This is a genomic window from Vibrio owensii (assembly GCF_002021755.1).
Classification (GTDB): domain Bacteria; phylum Pseudomonadota; class Gammaproteobacteria; order Enterobacterales; family Vibrionaceae; genus Vibrio; species Vibrio owensii.
Genome location: NZ_CP019960.1, coordinates 2,178,927 through 2,195,782, shown reverse-complemented (window position 1 = coordinate 2,195,782; position 16,856 = coordinate 2,178,927). Strand labels below are relative to the sequence as shown.

15 protein-coding genes are annotated in these 16,856 nt (G+C 46.1%); 7 read left to right on the top strand and 8 right to left on the bottom strand.

The features are described 5' to 3' along the window. Position 1: 1 nt before the first annotated feature. Complete coding sequence (locus A9237_RS26295; RefSeq protein WP_078610160.1) at positions 2 to 670, bottom strand: hypothetical protein; 669 nt, start codon at positions 668 to 670, stop codon at positions 2 to 4. An 84-nt stretch (positions 671 to 754) separates the two neighbouring features. Further along, complete coding sequence (locus tag A9237_RS26290) at positions 755 to 1,675, bottom strand: LysR family transcriptional regulator (RefSeq protein WP_038895037.1); 921 nt, start codon at positions 1,673 to 1,675, stop codon at positions 755 to 757. A gap of 119 nt (positions 1,676 to 1,794) precedes the next feature. Between A9237_RS26290 and A9237_RS26285 the strand changes: the two genes are divergently transcribed. From A9237_RS26285 to rodA, 3 genes are all read left to right on the top strand, one after another. Continuing rightward, positions 1,795 to 2,844, top strand: coding sequence for an HlyD family secretion protein (locus A9237_RS26285; protein WP_078610159.1), 1,050 nt, complete (start codon positions 1,795 to 1,797; stop codon positions 2,842 to 2,844). Between the two features lie 10 nt (positions 2,845 to 2,854). Further along, positions 2,855 to 3,865: a DUF2955 domain-containing protein gene (locus A9237_RS26280; RefSeq protein WP_078610158.1), complete on the top strand. Its 1,011-nt coding sequence runs from the start codon at positions 2,855 to 2,857 to the stop codon at positions 3,863 to 3,865. A gap of 316 nt (positions 3,866 to 4,181) precedes the next feature. Further along, on the top strand, positions 4,182 to 5,264 hold the full coding sequence (gene rodA, locus A9237_RS26270; protein ID WP_009706701.1) for a rod shape-determining protein RodA: 1,083 nt from the start codon (positions 4,182 to 4,184) through the stop codon (positions 5,262 to 5,264). Between the two features lie 83 nt (positions 5,265 to 5,347). Here rodA and A9237_RS26265 read toward each other — a convergent pair whose 3' ends face one another. The 3 genes from A9237_RS26265 to A9237_RS26255 all read right to left on the bottom strand — a co-directional run bounded on the left by A9237_RS26265 (position 5,348) and on the right by A9237_RS26255 (position 8,421). After that, complete coding sequence (locus tag A9237_RS26265; RefSeq protein ID WP_078610157.1) at positions 5,348 to 6,064, bottom strand: YebC/PmpR family DNA-binding transcriptional regulator; 717 nt, start codon at positions 6,062 to 6,064, stop codon at positions 5,348 to 5,350. A gap of 133 nt (positions 6,065 to 6,197) precedes the next feature. Beyond that, the gene (locus A9237_RS26260; protein ID WP_005435877.1) at positions 6,198 to 6,407 is read right to left on the bottom strand and encodes a DUF3283 family protein; all 210 of its coding nucleotides are present in this window, start codon (positions 6,405 to 6,407) and stop codon (positions 6,198 to 6,200) included. 94 nt (positions 6,408 to 6,501) lie between these two features. Next, a complete protein-coding gene (locus A9237_RS26255; protein WP_078610156.1) occupies positions 6,502 to 8,421 on the bottom strand; it encodes an ATP-binding protein in 1,920 nt (639 codons plus the stop codon). Positions 8,422 to 8,489: 68 nt separating this feature from the next. Between A9237_RS26255 and A9237_RS26250 the strand changes: the two genes are divergently transcribed. After that, entirely contained in the window at positions 8,490 to 9,245 is a 756-nt protein-coding gene (locus tag A9237_RS26250; RefSeq protein ID WP_032802822.1) for a substrate-binding periplasmic protein, read from the top strand. A 96-nt stretch (positions 9,246 to 9,341) separates the two neighbouring features. Here A9237_RS26250 and ribA read toward each other — a convergent pair whose 3' ends face one another. Further along, a complete protein-coding gene (gene ribA / locus A9237_RS26245) occupies positions 9,342 to 10,400 on the bottom strand; it encodes a GTP cyclohydrolase II (RefSeq protein ID WP_078610155.1) in 1,059 nt (352 codons plus the stop codon). A 165-nt stretch (positions 10,401 to 10,565) separates the two neighbouring features. Then, positions 10,566 to 10,763, bottom strand: a complete 198-nt coding sequence (locus A9237_RS26240; protein WP_009706697.1) for a PA3496 family putative envelope integrity protein — start codon at positions 10,761 to 10,763, stop codon at positions 10,566 to 10,568. 361 nt (positions 10,764 to 11,124) lie between these two features. Between A9237_RS26240 and A9237_RS26235 the strand changes: the two genes are divergently transcribed. Genes A9237_RS26235 through A9237_RS26225 form a run of 3 tightly spaced genes read left to right on the top strand, consistent with a single transcriptional unit; the run spans position 11,125 to position 13,375 of the window. Further along, positions 11,125 to 11,979, top strand: a complete 855-nt coding sequence (locus A9237_RS26235) for an ABC transporter ATP-binding protein (protein WP_009706696.1) — start codon at positions 11,125 to 11,127, stop codon at positions 11,977 to 11,979. Next, the gene (locus A9237_RS26230; RefSeq protein ID WP_045484484.1) at positions 11,976 to 12,908 is read left to right on the top strand and encodes an ATP-binding cassette domain-containing protein; all 933 of its coding nucleotides are present in this window, start codon (positions 11,976 to 11,978) and stop codon (positions 12,906 to 12,908) included. Before A9237_RS26235 ends, A9237_RS26230 begins: the two co-directional genes overlap by 4 nt. Then, positions 12,908 to 13,375 (top strand): hypothetical protein, encoded by a 468-nt coding sequence (locus A9237_RS26225; RefSeq protein ID WP_009706694.1) that lies wholly within the window; start codon positions 12,908 to 12,910, stop codon positions 13,373 to 13,375. The genes A9237_RS26230 and A9237_RS26225 overlap by 1 nt, the downstream gene beginning before the upstream one ends. A 325-nt stretch (positions 13,376 to 13,700) precedes the next feature. On the opposite strand, the gene A9237_RS26220 is transcribed toward A9237_RS26225, so the two are convergent. Next, on the bottom strand, positions 13,701 to 15,671 hold the full coding sequence (locus tag A9237_RS26220) for a replication initiator protein RctB domain-containing protein (RefSeq protein ID WP_078610154.1): 1,971 nt from the start codon (positions 15,669 to 15,671) through the stop codon (positions 13,701 to 13,703). Between the last annotated feature and the right edge of the window lie 1,185 nt (positions 15,672 to 16,856).

The following is a 16,856-nucleotide window of genomic DNA, read 5'->3' as shown; positions in this document are numbered from 1 at the left end:
CCTAATATTTCGCTAGCAACGCTTTCGCGGTTTGCGTTTCTAGATTGCTGTCGCCCAATTGCTCCATTTGCGCTAACCATGTTTTGGCTTGTTGAACATCTTCAGCGCGCAGTGCCGCTTCAATGGCATAACGGTAAATCCACGAAGTAGCCGCGAAAGGTTGTTGGCTAAAACTCGGTTCATCGAGCAGAGAAAGGTACAGCTCGTAGCCACGCTCAAAGTGATTGAACATGTCTGGCAGAGAGGTAAACGTAGTAGCTGCCATGGCGGTAGCTAGCTGGTATTCCGGCAAGCCTTGTAAGCGTTGTTGCTCTTGCAGTGGTACTGGCTGATTCGCCATTAAATCCAAGCCTTTTTGGATTGTGGCAAGACCACGCTCGGTGAACTTCATCTTGTTCCAAGGCATAAACGCCTCACGACCTTGCAACGTCTCCGCACTGCCTAAGTAAACCAAGGTCACTGGCGTTGCGCCCTGCTCTTCGAGTTGTTTGGATAATTCGCCGTAAACGGTATCAACTAAGCCAGAGTCACCTTGCGCTGCTTGGTTGAATTGACTGAGTGTGCGCTCGCTTGGATTAGCCAGAGCCAGATTGCTGCTGAGCGCAAATGCGGCGATAAGCGTACTTGCCAGTTTAAGAGCTTTGATTGAGCGAGATTGAGAAACCATCATGTACTGTCCTTAGTTGAACGTGATTTGATGGTTTCAGATTAAGGGAGAAGATCGCACGCTGCTTTTGCATGCGACCAATGGCAGTTATGCGGAGTGAATGGTATTGAGAGAGGATGAATGGTTTTGCGTTTCGGCAGCCTGCAATATCGCCTCAATCATTAAGCTGAGAGCCTTAGGCTGGTAGTTGCGCTGACGATAAACCAAATAGGCTTGACGATCCCCACGGCTGTAGGATTGCGCGACTTGCACCAGATTCAGCTCAGGTTTCGCATGACGAATGGGAATCGAGGCGATCCCCAAGCCGTTTTCCACCGCTTTGATCACTGCTGTTATGTCATTGACCACCAAGCGCGGCTTGCAGTTGAGCATGTCCACCAACTTGTCTTGTTGGTAGATAGGCACTTGTGTGGTGTGCGTACTGGCGACCCAATCTTGCTTAGCTAAATCCTCTAAGCTTTCAATGCTGCCGCCCGCTTGCGCTAAGTACTCTGGGCTAACAAAAAAGGCATGTTCCGCTTTAAACAACGGGCGAGCGATCATGTCATCTAAACCGTCCAATTCAAATGTCACCACCAGATCGCGATCGGTTTCTGGAATCGAATTCACTTGGCTAAGCAGCAGATCAATGGTCACTTTTGGGTAGGTTTTGATGTAGTCCTCCACCACCTTATCGACCAAGTCATTGTAGAAACGGCTTGGCATGACCAATCGAATTCGTCCTTCGACTTGTTGGCTTTGCTGGTTGAGCTGCAAGATGCCGGATTCAATCTGCGCCATCGCACTGCTGAGCTGATCAAACGCCTGTAAGCCTGTCTCGGTTGCCACCAACTCACGTCCCTTCTTCTCCAGTAATCTCAGCCCTAGACGCGCTTCCAGCGCCGATAAACGACGAGACATAGTAGAGACCGGCAGTTCGAGCTTTTTCGCCGCCGCGAGCAGAGAGCCTTGCTCAACCACTGAGCAAAACAGGTACAGATCATCAACGTTTCCAAATATGGAATTCATACTTCTTCCATTGGTTATTTTTTCCAATTTTAGATGAGTATAACCTAGCCCACGTAGAAAAGAGACCCGAATATGCCGTGAACGCGGCGCTTAATAACGAATGAATACTAGGTACAGACGTGAAACAAAATTTTTATAAATACGCTATATACACTGTTTTTTCAGCGGCAGCTTTGTTCTCCGCTTTTTTAGTCACCTCAGATAATGTTTCCCCTTTCACCACCCAAGCGACACTGCATCGCAATGTCGCAACCATTGCGCCGGAGGTATCTGGCGTGATCACAGATGTGATGGTGAATAACGGCGAATTGGTTGAAAAAGGTCAGCCACTGTTTGCTATCGATGCCAGCAGCTACCAATTGAAAGTGGCACAAGCGAAAGCCGAACTGCGCCAAGCACGTGAATCAGATTCCGCGAAATGGCAACAATTGGCAGCAGCGAAACAAACCCAAAGCCAACGCGAGTTCGAATACCACAACGCGAAGCAAAAACTGGCGCGTAACCAGAAGCTACGCAATAAAGGGTTGGCAACTGAGCAAGAGCTTGATGACGCGATCACCAATACACAAGTCGCCAGCAGCGCGGTGGAAGCGGCGAACGCGGAAGTGAAACGCATTGAGGCAGAGCTTTCTACTCAAGACCGCACTGCGGCTATTGAATTGGCAGAAGCAAAACTTGCCAGTGCAGAGCTCGACCTAAGCCATACCCAAATCGTGGCGCAAACCGAAGGCGTGGTAACTAACTTACAACTGCAATCAGGCAGCTATATTACACAAGGCACAGCGTCATTGATGCTAGTGGACGAAGCTCATGCGTGGATCAGTGCTGACTTCAACGAAAAAGGCATTGATAAGCTTACCAATGGCCGCGAAGTGTTGGTGTCCTTCGATGCACTACCGGGCAAAGTATTTACTGGTGAAGTCAGCAGCCAAGAGCGTGCGATTTACGATACCAACAATGCTAATGGCCAGCTTTCTAGCGTGACCAATGATACTCGTTGGATCCGTGAGCAACAGAAAGTGCGTACTCGCATTACAGTTAACGAGTTGGATCCTTCAATGATTTCTGGTTCACGAGCGAGTGTGATCGTTGAAAGCGGCAATCCTGTTATGGATGTCATTGGCTCGGCTTGGATTCACTTGGTGGCGATGTTCCGCTACATCTACTAGGGAGTGAATCATGTGGACCTTCGAAAGCCTGTTTCAAAGTCGTTCTGAGCGCAATGAAGCACTGCGTGTCGCCCTTACTGTGACAATTTGTATGGTGCTAGGCAAACTGCTGAACCTTGATTCTCCGGTTTATCTTGCGCTGTACCCAACCATCATCATGACCAAGAACAAAGACTATTCTTGGCTTGGTCTGCTTCGCACCTTGCTACCTACGTTATTAGCAGCAAGTGCAGCATTGGTAGTGACCGAAGTGTTTTCACAGCATCCGTTTGTGGTGTGGACCATTAGCTTGTTCTTCTTCGACTTTATGCGCCGTAGAGCGACCACGCCGCCGAAGAAAGGTCAGATGCTAATGCCAACCTTCAACTGGATTCTGATTGTGGTGTTTGCTCAACACACTACCATGGACATGCCAATGCGCATTCATGAAATCCTGCTATCAATGCTGATAACCATGGTCGTCGCAAAAACCATGGTGCCTCTGTTCCCTGTTGAACGTGGCGGCAAACCACCAGCATTTGAAGAAGAACCTGTTACGTTCGAGAACCGAGCGATTTCACTCGCGTTGATTGGTCTTGGTGTGGCGTTCTTGATGATTGTCGACATCATTTCAGCAACGTTTTGTTTGGTGCCTGTGATTGCCGCAGCAACGCAAACCACACACAAAAGCTTTATCGACGTGGTTGACCGCCGTTTTCAAACTCAAGTGGGCGGCTGTGCATTAGCCGTAGTGTTCACCTTACTGATGGCAGGACATCAATCCACGTTCGGTTATTACACCATCGTATTGGGTCTGCTTGCCTTTATGATCACCGCATCAATGGCAAAAGCGAAAGGCCCGGCCAAAGACGTCCATGCCGACGCGTTATTAGCGACCATGCTGCCGATTCAACTCTACATGACCAGTAACGAGTTAGGCTTGGAAAGCACCTTCCTCCGAGCTTGGGAGCTTACCGTGACTTTGTTTGTGCTGTGGGCGTTGTACCATTTCACGCACAAACCAGAAAAAGCCCGAGCCTAATCGTGCCATCGCCTTAAGTACCCAATACTTAAGGCGATTCCCTTTCCTATTTTGCTCATTTCATTGCGCAGTCTGTACCAATTTCCATTTCAATCTTATAAAAAATGTGGCGCAAAACCTCAGCCTGGTGTATTTATCCATCCCACGACTTTCCAAGTCAGCTTACCCATAACAGGCGGCGTCGCACACTCCTCTCTTGCACACCTTTGCGTGGTGTCTGTTATTTCCAAATTGGATTCTTAGCATCGGAATAGTTTGAGCTCGCAGAGTTCTGGTTGTTTTCGCCCCGCGTTGGGGCGTTTTTAGGTTGTAGAAGATGAACAAGCGTTTCTTCCCTAGGATTGATTTGCCACTTTTGATGGCGATCATTCCGATCATGCTATTGAGTTCGCTCACTCTCTGGAGTGCCAGTGGATTCAATGAAGCTATGCTCTTTAAACACCTCGCTCGATGCGGTTTGACGCTGGTGTGTATTTTGGTCATGTCGTCGATTCCTGCGTCCAGTTATCAACGTTCAGCGCCTTATTTGTATCTGGTTGCGGTTTCTCTCTTGGCAGCCGTGGCCTTATTTGGCGATAGTACCAATGGCTCGCAGCGTTGGCTCGATATCGGCTTCTTCCGCTTTCAACCTTCTGAGCTGATCAAGCTCTCCATTCCCATTATGATTGCGTGGATGCTTCATCTAGAAGGTGGGCGACCAGACATTCGCAAGATTGCTTTCTGTTTGCTGATCACCTTTATTCCTGCGGGCCTAATTGCCTTACAACCTGACCTAGACGGCGCTATCTTCACTGTGATTTACGCGTTGTTTGTACTGTTCTTTGCAGGCATGAGCTGGAAGATAATTGGCGGCTTTTTGGTGAGCATTCTTACGCTGGCACCAATACTTTGGTTCTTTGTGATGGAAGCGTATCAGAAGAGCCGTGTAACGCAGTTTTTGCACCCTGAATCGGATCCACTGGGTTCGGGCTACCAAATCATCCAATCGTTGATTGCGATTGGTTCTGGCGGCATGAAAGGCAAAGGTTGGATGAATGCCACTCAAGGCACATTAGGGTTTATCCCTGAAAGCCATACTGACTTTATCTTCTCGACCTACGCAGAAGAATGGGGCTTTATTGGTTGTGTGGTGTTGTTGGCGCTGTATTTGTTTATTACGGCACGTGTGATGCTGCTGGCATGCCAATCTGAGCACTTCTTCAGTCGTCTGGTAAGTGGTGCATTGGCGATGAGCTTCTTCCTTTACGCCTTCATCAACACCGGCATGGTAAGTGGCTTGTTGCCAGTAATGGGTAGCCCATTGCCGTTCTTTAGCTACGGTGGTACGGCGATGCTAACCCAAGGCATCTGTTTTGGTGTAATCATGTCGCTGTGTTATTCCAAGTACCGAAACACCTAAACACTAGTCACAATAAAAAAGACAAACAACACGATCAAAAAAGGCTTCCCTCGGGAAGCCTTTTTTACAACTGGAGAACCGAATTACAGTTCGCCGTTGTGGTATACCTGTTGAACGTCGTCACAGTCATCTAGAAGGTCTAGGAACTTCTGGAATTTCTCTGCGTCTTCGCCTGTTACTGGCGTGTTCGTTTGCGGTACGAATGTGATTTCTTCAACGTCGATCGTTAGATCTGGGAATGCAGCGTTAAGCGCAGTTTTTGTTTTGAAGAACTCAGTGTGAGGTGCGAATACAGTAACAACACCGTCTTCTAGCTCAACGTCAGTAACGTCTACGTCTTCCATCATTAGCGTTTCTAGGATGATTTCATCATCTTCGCCTTTGAACTGGAATACCGCTTGGTGATCGAACATGTGAGAAACAGAACCTTCAACACCAATTTTCGCACCTACTTTAACAAAGCATTGGCGAACGTCTTGGAATGTACGGTTACCGTTGTCTGTTAGACAGTCTACGATCACGCTTGTGCCACCAGGGCCAAAGCCTTCGTAACGTGCTGGAGTGTAGTCTTCACCACCGCCGCCGTTCGCTTTGTCGATCGCTTTATCGATAACGTGTGCAGGAACTTGGTCTTTTTTCGCTTTTGCGATCAGGTGCTTCAGAGACAAGTTCATGTCTGGATCACCACCACCGTTTTTCGCGCACATGTAAATTTCTTTACCGTATTTGGAATAAACTTTAATTTTTGCGCCTGCAGTTTTCGCCATTGAGGCTTTGCGCACTTCAAAACTTCTTCCCATCGGGATGTCTCTCTAAATTCAAATTTAATGCGAAGGATTTTAGCAAAGAGTGAAGATTTTACCTTTCACCTTGCAAAGGAATGGGGAGGAAACCTCATTCGCCGCTACGGTTTACACCAGAGCCACGCTCGCTTTATGCGACACCCATTACTCGTTTGTACTTATCGATTGCCTGTTGAAAAAACACTTTCTCATCAGCGTCGTTAATCTTAGACAACTCTTCTTCTATCGCTTCAGGACCAGATTTCGCTTCTTTAAGCTTCCAAACCAAAAACGATGCTTGCTTATCAAGTTCGATTTTGTTTTTCTCGTCAGGCGGCAACAGGGATAGATTGAACGACATTCACAGCCTCAAGGTACTTTAATAAATACTAGCCGCGCACTATAGCACACAGATTTGACTTTTAAGAAGTGAAACGCACTTTCCTTGATCAATTTCAAGTTGCTTCCTTGGGATTCGATCGGGTTTGCAATGAATCAGGAAGATATTGCTCAAAAATTTGCTGCAAACGCTCCTTGGTAACCGGTTTGGCAACAAACTCATTCATACCAACATCAAAACAACGCTGTTGATCTTCTTTAATCACATTGGCGCTCAACGCTATGATCGGCACTTGCAGACCCCACTCGCCCATCTTGCGAATGTTTTCAGTAGCAACAAACCCATCCATCACTGGCATTTGACAGTCCATCAATATCAAATCGAATTGATGTTCTTGGCACTGTTGGAGCGCCTCTTCACCGTGTTCTGCCACATTCACCTGCATACCGAGTTTTTCCAACATAATGCGCACGACTTTTTGGTTTACCGCGGTGTCTTCTACCACCAGAATCCAAGGTTTGCCCTCGTCTTTGGTTGGTTTAAGGCTTTTTGGCGCGCAGTCTTCACCGTTACGAAAATCAAGCACGTTCGGTGTACTTGGCGCAATTGGTGTATCACTGACGATATTGAGTGGAATAGTAAATTCAAAACAACTGCCAAGCCCCGGCTCACTGGTCAGACGGATCTCGCCGCCCATCACTTCGACCAAGCTGCTGCAAATCGCTAAGCCTAAACCAGTGCCGCCGTATTTACGCGTGGTGCTGCCATCGGCTTGCTGAAACTTCTCAAACACCGCTTGCTGGTTCTCTTTTGCGATACCAATACCCGAATCGACCACACGGAAATGTACGCTGGCGACGTCATCTTCTCGGCTCACTTGTGACACCATCAACTTAACATGGCCACGCTCGGTGAACTTGACGGCATTACTGAGTAAGTTACTCAGCACTTGTTTGAGCCTACCCACGTCACCTTCCACTTCTGAAGGGAGTTGAGCGTCGATATCGCAAACCAACTGTAAGCCTTTTTGCTGAGCTTTAACGGTGTGCAATCTGCCAACTTCATGCAGTAGATCGAGCAGATTATAAGTGGCTGTCTCAAGCTCAATTTTACCCGCTTCAATTTTAGAGAAATCGAGAATGTCGTCGATGATGACCATCAGTGAGTTGGAAGAGCTGTTGATGATGGAAACAAAGTCTTTTTGCTGTTCATCTAGCTTGGTATCACCGAGTAAGGAAGCAATGCCGATAATCCCATTCATCGGCGTACGAATTTCATGGCTCATGGTGGCAAGAAATTCACTCTTCTTACGGTTTGCCACTTCAGCTTTATCACGTGCTTCTTCGATTTCTAATTGGTGCTCACTGACACGCTCAACACTTCGGTTGTATTTACGTTCTAATAAACTCACTTCATCGAAAAACCAACGCTTGGGGAGCTGCACTTTGCTCGGTACATGGCCGCCGCTAAAATCACTCACCGCACCTGAAAGCAATTGAAGTGGCTTGACCATCAAACGAAACGTCACCCAGAGAACACCGATGATGAGCAAGAAGATCTTGATCGCTTCCGCGATCACAAGAAAAAAGAAGGTTTGCCATAATCCTTGATAGATCGGGCTGAGATCTGATTGCACCGTTACTTCGGCAAGATCAAAGGTTTTTGTGCCCATGTCGTACTGCAAAGGCCATTGACGCTCGATCCGATCTTCCGTCAAGGCCGAGCCTAATTCGAAGATCACTTCATCCGGCGTCGCGATTCTTAGGTAATCCACTGAGGGTAAGCGCATCGCCCCTTCTGCTTGGGTGTGCAGCAACTCTCTATCTTCCACCCAAAGACTGGCAGAAAAACTAGAAAGGTAGCTGGTTTTCACCTGTTCCAGCTCTTTATCCAAGCGAGCGAGATCATCGTTGAAGTCACGGTACAAACTGATGGAAGAAATGATCACGGTAAAGATTAAACTCAACGCAAAAATCGCCAGCATCAGCTGGTTGCCGATACTAAACCGACGTTGAGTTCGCTCTTTTGTCTCCATATGAAATCGCTCCCTTAAACATGCGCTACTATAAATATAGTCACGTCACGACAATAATCGAGGTTAGGATGAAAGGACTCTTACGTACATTAGGCTTTAGTTTTATGGCCTTAAGCGCACACACCATGGCGAGCGAAGTGAACTACTACGTTATCTCTGAGCAAGCTCGACCATTCCAAATAGAACAACAAGGTGAACAACATTCCGGAATTGTGACTGACATCGTCAGTGCCATCTTTGCCGAATCCGATTATGAGGTGAAATACCACACTTACCCATTTAAGCGCATGATTTCAGTACTTGAAGCGGGCGGCGAAGAGAATTGGGTTACTTATGGCAGTCCGAATTGGGGCAAGGTGCAATCAGAAAACCTCTCTGAACAACCTATTTACACTGTAAAACACGTACTGGTCTCGAGCAGTAAAGCGCCATTCAAATTCAGCGATATGCAGCATATGCAAGGCCGCTCTATCGTACTGTTGCTTGGCTTTGATTATCCAAACTTGAGTCCGTTCTTTGAAAACGGCACCGTCAATGAAATGCGCGTGAAAGACTATGACGCCGCTTACCGCGTCCTACAACGCACTCCTGGTGATACCGCGTTTGTCGAGATGGAATCGCGTGTGGTGTACAACATCAAACGTTTAGAGCTGCCAATGGGAGACTTCCAGATCCAATCTTTCAGCTCTGTCATTCCAGATTACTCCATCTATCTGGCTTTCTCTCCGGAGATGAATCCGAAAGTGCAGAGCTTCATCAATAAGCGCCTAGCAGAGCTCAAAAGTTCGGGGCAAATCGACAACATCATCAAAAAATACATCTAACCGTTCATACCTAACCAATCATGAAAAAACCGCCAGATTAGATAAGCTGGCGGTTTCATCTTTATCTCGTATCTGCGATTAATCTTGTTCGAGCGCTTAATCTTGTTCGACAAATTTGGGGTCGAACATGTGGCCAAGCTTATTGGCTTTGGTTTGTAGGTAGTGTTGGTTATTTGGGTTATTGCCTTCTTGTAGTGGCACCCGCTCAACCACGTTGATGTTCACCTTCTTCAGCGCTGCAAGCTTGCGTGGGTTGTTGGTCATCAAACGCACTTGATCAATATTCAGGTGGTCGAGCATCCCCTTACAAAACGCGTAATCACGCATATCAGCAGCAAAACCCAGGCGCTCATTGGCTTCGACAGTGTCTGCACCTTCATCTTGTAAGTGATAGGCACGAATCTTATTGATTAAGCCAATTCCCCTCCCCTCTTGGCGCAAATAGAGCAGTACGCCACAACCTTCTTCGACAATATTTTGTAATGCACGGTTAAGCTGGAAACCACAATCACAACGAGTGCTAAACAAGGCATCACCGGTTAAACATTCTGAATGCAGACGAATCAGCGGCGCTTTACTATTTGCAGGGTCACCATACACCAAAGCCAGATGTTCTTTTCCCGTCGCGTTCTCGATAAAACCATGCATGATAAACGTGCCCCATTGGGTTGGCAGTTTGGCTTTATCGACAAAGCGCACCAAGTTATATGCCTCGACGTGTTTCAGCTCAGCACGTACATTCATCAAAATCTCCCCTAAATGGTTTTCACCCGAGCCGTCACCACCATCGCCCCAAAAGGCATCTTTATGCGAATGTTCGGTCAAACAGGCATTCCCCGTTTCCATCAGCTGTTGGGCAAGCAGAGGGTTTTGCAGAAACTTCTCACGGACGATAAACGCCATTACGGAGAGTTTGTCGTCGTCCCAATCTTCACGGACGAGATGTTGATATTTGCGGCTTAAAGCAAAGGCTTCGTCGGGGCTTTTTGCGGTGAGGATTTTATTTTGTAGTGCGCGGTCGTTGAATTTTTGCGCTTGGTAATAGTGTTCGCTGGTGGGCCAAGATTGGGTAGAAACTCTTATTTGCGCTTGGCAAAAGTTGGAGAGGAAACCGTGGGATTCATCGGGTTCATAGAAAAGGATCTGATCAACCATAATCGTTCTCCTGACGTTGCTGTTCAATAGTCAACAAAAAGCATATTGCTATTGATATAAGCTTTAGTAACGCAGGGAGAGAAAGTCAAATAACTGGTTGTAAATCATAAAAATGAAAAGGGCAGTCTTATGACCACCCCATGGTTTAATTCCGCAGTGCGAGAATTAGTGAATTAAGCCAAGCTCCCTTGCTTCTTCGATGCTCAAGCCGCTTTCGCGGATCTCACGAAGAGCTTCAATACGACGTCTTGCTTCGGCAGATTTCACGGTTTTCTCTGGTCTCACAACGGTTTCTTCTTCAGGGAGTTCCCATTTGTGAGCGATGTTGCTCATCTCTTCATGGTCGATAGAATTAATGGACATATTTCCTCCGAACACACCATGTTTTCGATGAGTAATCTATAGCAAACCCCCAATGCAGAGGTAAGAAAAACTGTGGGGAAATGTGACCCCTTTCGACCTTTCACTAACTCGTTAATAGATTCATCATTTAGTTTTTGCAAAGCGCGTTTTTAGCGATTAAATTTGAAGAATTCCCCCTACGAAAAGTGAGCTGATCCAGCTCTCATTTTTCCCTCGTAAATTCACACTTCCATAACGGAAAAAATTCTTTTTATTACACTCAACTTTCGAGTCACTTCACTGATTAGACGGTTTTGCCTTTCGCAAACCTTACACACCTGATAATGATAATAATTATCTTTTGTATTGGTAAGGTGTAATGATGAGTGAACTAAACCTGAATCAGGCATATCACTCTGATCCTGTCATTCAGATCAGAGAGTTATGTGTGGATTACATCACCGACAACGGCGACTTCAATGCTGTGAAATCGGTGAGCTTTGATATTGGTAAAGGCGAAATATTTGGTCTTGCGGGTGAATCAGGCTGTGGTAAAAGTACCATTGCTTTCTCTATCAACCGTCTGCACAAGCCGCCCGCGTTTATCTCTGGTGGGCAAATTCTATTTGAAGGCAAAGACATCCTTCGTCTACCTGATAATGAGCTAAATACGCTACGCTGGAGCGAGATTGCAATGGTGTTCCAAAGCGCCATGAACTCGCTGAATCCGGTTCTCACCGTTCAGGAGCAATTTGCCGACGTATTACGCCACCACAAAGGATTAACCAACGAGCAAGCTAAAGACCGCGCAGAGAAGCTTCTCGACTTAGTCAACATTCCGAGAAATCGTCTGGGAGAATACCCACACCAGTTCTCCGGCGGCATGCGTCAGCGTTTAGTGATTGCGATTGCCCTATCCCTCAATCCCAAATTGATCATCATGGACGAGCCAACCACGGCGCTCGATGTGGTGGTTCAACGTGAAATCTTGCAGCAAATCTATCAGTTACGTGACGAGTTTGGTTTCTCAGTGCTCTTTATTACCCACGATTTAGCGCTCATGAGCCAATTGTGCGACCGCATTGCCATCATGCGCCACGGCAAGATTGTTGAAGTGAATAGCTCATACGAAATCCGCAATCATCCTCAACACGAATATACCCAAAAGCTTTGGGCTTCGTTCCCGAATATTCACGATGTACATAAACAGCCACAAACGGAAGGAGCACCAGCATGAGTGAACCGATCATCCAAATGAAAAACGTGATCAAGGAATTCAAAGTCGGTGGTGGCTTCGCCAAAGAAGAAACCTTCCGTGCGCTTCAGGGCGTTAGCTTTGATCTTTATGCAGGCAAAACCCTCGCGCTGGTGGGCGAATCAGGTTGCGGCAAGAGCACCTGCGCGCGATTAATTACCAAGGTCTATCCAGCCAGCGATGGTGAGATCCTTTTCAATGGCAAAAACATCAACGACATCACTGCTCGTGGTGAGATTCAGGATTACCGCAGTAAGGTTCAAATGGTGTTCCAAGACCCGTTTGGCTCTTTAAACCCAACCCATACTATTCGCCATCACTTAACTCGCCCCCTGAAGATTCATAAGCAGGTGAAAAGTGACAAAGAAATCCCAGCCAAACTGCTAGAGCTGCTGGATTTGGTTGAGCTGCCAGAGGAAACGCTGAACAAGTTCCCTCACGAACTCAGCGGTGGCCAGCGTCAACGCGTTAATCTGGCGCGCGCTCTAGCGGTAGGCTCACAACTTATCCTCGCTGATGAACCGACGTCGATGCTGGATGTATCGATTCGTTTAGGCGTACTCAATCTGATGCAACGTATGAAGCAAGAACTGGGGATCGGGTTCCTATACATCACTCACGACCTTGCAACCGCGCATTACATCGCTGAAGAAACGGCTGTGATGTACAAAGGGCAGATCGTCGAATGGGGAGATACCCAAGCGATCTTAAAGAATCCACAGCACCCATACACTAAGTTATTGATCTCTGCGGTACCGGATCCTGATCTGCCATTTGGCAACCTAGTGGAAAGTGAACCAAACTATTCAATAGATGCCGATGAGATCCGCAGTCGCAGCAGCGTTGTGGTCGAAGATTATGATCAAATCGGACCAAATCACTTTGTAAAACAATGGACTGAGGCAGCCTAATGGATTTGATGACCTGGCAAGATCAACTATCAGACTGGTACGACAATCGGAAGCATGATCAAGTAGAAAGCTTAGAAGCGATCTTATACCAAGCGCCTGTCGCTGTGTTTGGTCCAGAACTGACGGACGAACAGAGTAAAGCGATCGCTTGCTGGCTAGATGGCTGCCTAAGAGTTTTTCAACACGCTAGGCATCAAGACCATCAAAAAGCCTTCCAAATCCTCCAATACACGGGTGCGAAGCTCGAACAATCGGCTTGCCAACCAATGACCGATATTCTTATCAAGGATTGGTGTCTCAAACGCTTACAACACTTGACCGTTTTGGCGTTGGAGTTTTGTAATCAGCAACACGATCAAACTGAATGGCAGCAACAAGCGAGTAGCTTGATCGAGTCACACGTTGCGTTGATGCGATCGTTGAATTGGAATGAAACTAGGAAGCATGATCAAGGGTTACGTCATTGATTCGGAAAGATGATCAAGGTAACAGACTGGGACTTGTCAGTTTAAGCACAGATGCACAGGACAGGAATTTTAGATAAAAAAAAGCGAGTTTCTTGAGGAGAAACTCGCGAAGTCTATTCAGAATGAATGTAACAATATGAGCCAATCTATTAATCATCAGAAAGGACAAAAGGTTGTCTATTCGGGATAAATCTTAGTCTGCCCTCGGAACCGCAATGTCAGTGATTTGTAAGAGTTAGGTCTGATTTCCATCAGTGCAATTCATTGTTACATTCTGAATCAATTCGTCACGCTTATCACTCGAAAAGCATCGACGTGATTCATATTAAATCGCCATTTCATCAAGCGCTCTGAATACCATCTCATCCATGTGACCTTCAAAAATCTGACGACACACTTTTCGGCGAACAGCCAAACCCGCGATCAAGCGCTCGATGGTCAGATGTTTCACGTCATTTTGGCCGTTAAACAGCTCCACAGTCTTGCTCAATGTCTCGTATGGCAGAGGGGCGTCCCCTACTCGCAGGTAATCAAGCTTGTCAATGAACTCAGAACACTCTTCTTTGATTGAGGCATAGGAATGCCCTGTCATTGCCGATAAAGCCGTTATACTGCGTTCTAGGGCCTCTGGAGAGGTATATTTAGATAGAGTAATGGTTATCTCGTCCGCGTTGATCTCGACCAGGTGTTTTTTCTGTTTCACTCGACGACCCAAATTGCCACGTGGAGAGGGAGCTTTGCGCTGAATAGGCTCAAATTCGCCGTCTATGATGCCTGAGAGCTCGTCTAGCTGCTGCCTCGTAACCATCTCATTACGAAGTGGGTTTGGCAGCGTAGGCGCCATGTTGCGCTTTCCTGCGTTGGTCGTACGAGCGCGAGAGTAGCGCAATACCTCTTCCACATCGCATTTGATGTCGACTTGGTAGTCCATCACTTTGCCATTTTCGATCATAGTCTCGATCGTTAAGTGATAGCCCCATAAGTTCACGACAAAAAGATCTTCCGTTCCTTTGCCGTCAGACAGGCGCTTCAACTCACGGATCAGATCCATTGAGAAACGACGCCATTCGATGTTGCGTGCCAGTTTTTGGTTCAACTCACTCAGCAACATGCAATCGGTGTGTTTGCGCACCATGCGACTACGGAAGAACGAATACAGCTGGAACACCAAGGTGTGCTGTTTCAGAATTTCTGGCGGGAACAAGAAGAAATAATCACGCGTCAGCAGTTCTTCGTAGAACGAAGGTTCCCAGACTAGGATGTACAAGTTCGGCTTAATGCGAATCTCGCCGTCAGCACCTTCTGTTGGCGCTTCTTCCGATGCGGTAATGGTTCTCGCAATGAAACGGAAACGATCACTCTTGAAGCCTTCTGGCATGTTTTCACTTAGCCAACGGCCAGTTAGCTCATGCAATTGGAAATCGGTAAATTCGATTCGATCAATACTGTCACGGATTGAATCACGTGCCGGGCCGCTGTCTTTCTTGCCACGCAATGACAGGATATCCGTGATGTACAACGGGGTTTTATTCGGCACATGCGCCGCATCCATGTGGTACTGATCTTTGTGATGATCATGGTATTGCACGGTCAGTGTAAACAGAGCAAACAGCGTCATCAGATCGTCCACTGTCATGATGTTTTTCGACGATCGTGTTTCAATCACAGCTTTGGTGCCAGAGATCGACACCATGGATTTTTGGTAGCTCTTACGAGTGCGTGGTGGCGCTAAAGCTTGGTCGATGATCCCTGCCCAGTTAGTTGGTGAAACGACAAATTGATCCGCTTCATCCTTCATCATCGGTGGGGTATTCAGACCATGCTCATTCAACAGGCGCTTGTTCACTTGGGTTTGTGCCAAGGCCTTAGAACGTTTTTGCTTTTCGCTCTGACGAACTTTTTCTGTGACTAAGCTGGTGGCACCCAAGGTAGAGATTAACTGGTTAGGGTTAACGAACTTGTGCAACATGGTTTTGCCAGCAAGGCCTTCTTCAAAGCGCACTGGTGTTTGAGTAAACAAACCAATGTTAACGGCAGCACGTAAGCGTTGTTGTAATGCGGCTCTGGTTAGTTGACCGTCAGTTGCTGCCACAATTTCTGTTGTGGAGACCAAACCGTCTTTACTGTTGAATCCTCGTAAGGAGATCAGATTAAGCAACTCTAAGATGCTCTTGGTGACCCCTTTGAAGTGTTGGTATTGTTCTACCCAATCTGCAGAAGATTCGTGTACCTCAAAAAGGTGCCCATCCTTATGGCTTCTTGGCGCTTTAATCAGAATTTTTTCATCAGCCGTCATTTTAGATCCAGATCACACTAGCCGTAGTTTTGCTATGGTTCCGAAGAATAAAGAAAAACAGATCATAAATAAAGAAAAAATCTTTGTTTTTTAAATAACTGATCTTTTTGATTAATCTGATCTTAATTGATTATATGATCTAATGATCTGGAGATTTTTGACGACGTAAGTTTATGTTTTAAATGGATATTTTAAGGCAGCGATTCGGAACTATGATCATGATTATTCCGAAACGATGATCAACAAAAGTCAGAAAGCATGATCACAAAGCGCCGTAAGCATGATCATTAAGTTTCTGAAAAGATGATCAAAAAGGTCATGAAACGATGATCATGATGTTTGTACAACTTATCCACAGAAATAAAGGAACACCTTGGAAAACTTTGTCTTCGTTTGCGGTAAAGCAGTGGGGTTTTACCTTTGGAACAATGATCAAGAGCGTCGTTTTTCATCGTTCTGTCGCGGCTTGTGAATACTATTTGCGCAAATGCTGAAACCTTGTCCAATTTTACATCGCACGCCTTGTTTCTCTGTATTATCCCGAAACTAACGGAAGCATGATCATGATATCGCGTTCTACATTTTGTTTTCGGTTTATTTTCATCGTTCCACGTTTTTATCTTTGATTTGGCCTCTATCCCCCAGTCTATCTGCATTCATCCGTAAATTGGCCGTGAAAAAGCATGCTTCCGAGGCTGAAATTCACTTGATCATTTTTCCGATAAATTGATCGCATTGAAAAATCGATGTGCAATGTACTGGGACACATAATTTCCTTGATCATGCTTTCGTATTTGCTGCTCTCGACGGAAGAATGATCATGATGCTTCCTTGATCATTCTTCCGTTCAGTATCGCTGTTTTACATGAATAAACATACTGGATGCATGATCAAGGTAGTCGCTTCTCGTGTTTTTAATTAAAAACGCTCATTCATCGTTAAACAATAGATTCATCTCACACTATCCGTAATTTAGCGTCTTTCTATAATCGTTCCGGAAAATTGTAGATTTACATTGTAAATACGTGACAGTGTGACATTTTTATTCTCGCAAAGTTTGAAGCACTTTATTGGCATAGATTTGATTAAATTTTGTGATGTTTTTAAGGTGAAATCATAAAACAGGCGTTTGTGAGTGTTTTTTATGTGATGGTTATTCAAAATGCATGTTCACCTTTTTGTTGT

Bases quoted from the DNA above. Each gene is read 5' to 3' on its own strand.
- A9237_RS26295 (WP_078610160.1), bottom strand. From the start codon at position 670: ATGATGGTTTCTCAATCTCGCTCAATCAAAGCTCTTAAACTGGCAAGT.
- A9237_RS26225 (WP_009706694.1), top strand. From the start codon at position 12,908: ATGGATTTGATGACCTGGCAAGATCAACTATCAGACTGGTACGACAAT.
- A9237_RS26250 (WP_032802822.1), top strand. From the start codon at position 8,490: ATGAAAGGACTCTTACGTACATTAGGCTTTAGTTTTATGGCCTTAAGC.
- A9237_RS26230 (WP_045484484.1), top strand. From the start codon at position 11,976: ATGAGTGAACCGATCATCCAAATGAAAAACGTGATCAAGGAATTCAAA.
- A9237_RS26290 (WP_038895037.1), bottom strand. From the start codon at position 1,675: ATGAATTCCATATTTGGAAACGTTGATGATCTGTACCTGTTTTGCTCA.
- A9237_RS26260 (WP_005435877.1), bottom strand. From the start codon at position 6,407: ATGTCGTTCAATCTATCCCTGTTGCCGCCTGACGAGAAAAACAAAATC.
- A9237_RS26280 (WP_078610158.1), top strand. From the start codon at position 2,855: ATGTGGACCTTCGAAAGCCTGTTTCAAAGTCGTTCTGAGCGCAATGAA.
- rodA (WP_009706701.1), top strand. From the start codon at position 4,182: ATGAACAAGCGTTTCTTCCCTAGGATTGATTTGCCACTTTTGATGGCG.
- A9237_RS26240 (WP_009706697.1), bottom strand. From the start codon at position 10,763: ATGTCCATTAATTCTATCGACCATGAAGAGATGAGCAACATCGCTCAC.
- A9237_RS26265 (WP_078610157.1), bottom strand. From the start codon at position 6,064: ATGGGAAGAAGTTTTGAAGTGCGCAAAGCCTCAATGGCGAAAACTGCA.
- A9237_RS26255 (WP_078610156.1), bottom strand. From the start codon at position 8,421: ATGGAGACAAAAGAGCGAACTCAACGTCGGTTTAGTATCGGCAACCAG.
- A9237_RS26235 (WP_009706696.1), top strand. From the start codon at position 11,125: ATGAGTGAACTAAACCTGAATCAGGCATATCACTCTGATCCTGTCATT.
- A9237_RS26220 (WP_078610154.1), bottom strand. From the start codon at position 15,671: ATGACGGCTGATGAAAAAATTCTGATTAAAGCGCCAAGAAGCCATAAG.
- ribA (WP_078610155.1), bottom strand. From the start codon at position 10,400: ATGGTTGATCAGATCCTTTTCTATGAACCCGATGAATCCCACGGTTTC.